This is a genomic window from Frankia sp. BMG5.23, from assembly GCF_000685765.2.
Taxonomy (GTDB): Bacteria; Actinomycetota; Actinomycetes; order Frankiales; family Frankiaceae; genus Frankia; species Frankia casuarinae.
In genome coordinates, this window is sequence record NZ_JDWE01000128.1 from 1 (window position 1) to 2,500 (window position 2,500).

The 2,500-nt window shown below is 51.0% G+C and carries 2 tRNA genes and 2 rRNA genes (1 of these 4 cut by a window edge); all 4 read right to left on the reverse strand.

Annotated elements, in window-relative coordinates:
• A 23S ribosomal RNA gene (locus tag BMG523DRAFT_RS21960) occupies nucleotides 1-1,691 on the reverse strand; the annotation flags it as partial.
• A gap of 298 nt (nucleotides 1,692-1,989) precedes the next feature.
• A tRNA-Ala gene (locus BMG523DRAFT_RS21965) sits at nucleotides 1,990-2,065 on the reverse strand.
• A 52-nt stretch (nucleotides 2,066-2,117) separates the two neighbouring features.
• A tRNA-Ile gene (locus BMG523DRAFT_RS21970) sits at nucleotides 2,118-2,194 on the reverse strand.
• A 248-nt stretch (nucleotides 2,195-2,442) separates the two neighbouring features.
• Nucleotides 2,443-2,500 (reverse strand): 16S ribosomal RNA (locus BMG523DRAFT_RS21975); its annotated part runs 1,013 nt beyond the window's last position; the annotation flags it as partial.

Below are 2,500 nucleotides of genomic sequence, written 5' to 3' on the forward strand. Positions count from 1 at the left end.
GTACCTTATCCCGAAGTTACGGTACCAATTTGCCGAGTTCCTTCTCCCGAGTTCTCTCAAGCGCCTTAGAATACTCATCTCGCCCACCTGTGTCGGTTTGCGGTACGGTCTCGTATGACTGAAGCTTAGAGGCTTTTCTTGGAACCACTTCCAATTGCTTCGCGAACAAGTTCGCTCGCCCCACAGCCTTGAATTACGCGCCCGGATTTGCCTAAGCGCCTTCTCCACTGCAGGGACCGGGACTTCCAACACCCGGACAACCTTCCGCGATCCGTCCCCCCATCGCATCATACGACGGTGCAGGAATATTAACCTGCTTCCCATCAGCTACGCATCTCTGCCTCGCCTTAGGGGCCGACTCACCCTACGCCGATGAACGTTGCGTAGGAAACCTTGGGCTTACGGCGAGGGGGCCTTTCACCCCCTTTATCGCTACTCATGTCAGCATTCGCACTTCTGATACCTCCAGCATCCTTTACAAGACACCTTCACAGGCTTACAGAACGCTCTCCTACCATGCGAGCAAGCTCGCATCCGCAGCTTCGGTATATTGCTTAGCCCCGTTACATCTTCCGCGCAGGACGACTCGATCAGTGAGCTATTACGCTTTCTTTAAAGGGTGGCTGCTTCTAAGCCAACCTCCTGACTGTTTTAGCCTTCCCACTTCGTTTCCCACTTAGCAATATTTAGGGACCTTAGCTGGCGGTCTGGGTTGTTTCCCTCTTGACACCGGACGTTAGCACCCGATGTCTGTCTCCCGTGATTGCACTCTTCGGTATTCGGAGTTTGCTATGGCGAGGTAATCCGCAATGGACCCCTCAACCATGACAGTGCTCTACCCCCGAAGGTGATACACGAGGCACTACCTAAATAGTTTTCGGAGAGAACCAGCTATTTCCAAGTTTGTTTAGCCTTTCACCCCTATCCACAGCTCATCCCCTAACTTTTCAACGTTAGTGGGTTCGGTCCTCCAGTACGTGTTACCGCACCTTCAACCTGGCCATGGATAGATCACTTGGTTTCGGGTCTACACCCAGCGACTGAACGCCCTATTCGGACTCGCTTTCGCTACGCCTTCCCTATTCGGTTAAGCTCGCCACTGAATGTAAGTCGCTGACCCATTATACAAAAGGTACGCCGTCACCCCTTACGAGGCTCCGACTGTTTGTATGCATGCGGTTTCAGGATCTATTTCACTCCCCTCCCGGGGTTCTTTTCGCCTTTCCCTCACGGTACTGGTTCACTATCGGTCGATTACGAGTATTTAGCCTTGGAGGATGGTCCCCCCATCTTCAGACAGGATTTCACGTGTCCCGCCCTACTTTTCTCAAGCTTAGTTCCACACCAGGGTTTTCTCATACGGGGCTATCACCCACTATGGCCGGACTTTCCATTCCGTTTTGATAACACCGGTGCTAAATCTTGAAGGCTGGTCCCATTTCGCTCGCCACTACTTTGGGAATCTCGGTTGATTTCTTTTCCTGCAGCTACTTAGATGTTTCAGTTCGCCGCGTTCGCTTCGCTAGACCTATGTATTCAGTCTAGGATGACCTAAAAGGCCGGGTTTCCCCATTCGGACATTTGTGGATCAATGCTTATTTGCCAGCTCCCCACAACTTTTCGCAGGCTATCGCGTCCTTCATCGCCTGTAATCGCCAAGGCATCCACCACATGCACTTATTCGCTTGACCCTATAACGAGTGCGTCTTTCGACACATTCTTCATAGGTTGAGTATTAGCGTTGTGCCGTATTCCAAGTCATCTTTCGATCACTTAAATACTGGTTGATACAATCACAACCCGTACAATTTCCACGCGCCATCTCTAACGCGCTTCCGTTGTACTACTTCTTCTTCCAAATTGTTAAAGAACATAAACTGCATGACATTGCTGTCATTCAAAAGCATTCACTTAGCTTGTAATTCATCACAGGGGATTTACTACAGACGTAAAGCGCTTTTGACTGACATCGATGCGATCTAAGGTTTTTGGTGGAGGATGACGGGATCGAACCGACGACCCCCTGCTTGCAAAGCAGGTGCTCTCCCAGCTGAGCTAATCCCCCAATCAAGCCGACTTACCACCACTTGAGTCTGTCACGCAGTGGTTAAAAAGCTTGGTGGGTCTAGATGGACTCGAACCATCGACCCCCGCCTTATCAAGACGGTGCTCTAACCAACTGAGCTATAGACCCGACTTAGATCTACGCAGTCAACAACCGATAAGCGTGAACACTCAACTTCCAGTGCATGCTCTAGAAAGGAGGTGATCCAGCCGCAGGTTCCCCTACGGCTACCTTGTTACGACTTCACCCCAGTCATGAATCCTGCCGTGGTAAGCGCCCTCCTTACGGTTAGGCTACCTACTTCTGGCAAAACCCACTCCCATGGTGTGACGGGCGGTGTGTACAAGACCCGGGAACGTATTCANAATATCTTTAGGTAAGGAGGTGATCCAACCGCAGGTTCCCCTACGGTTACCTTGTTACGACTTCACCCCA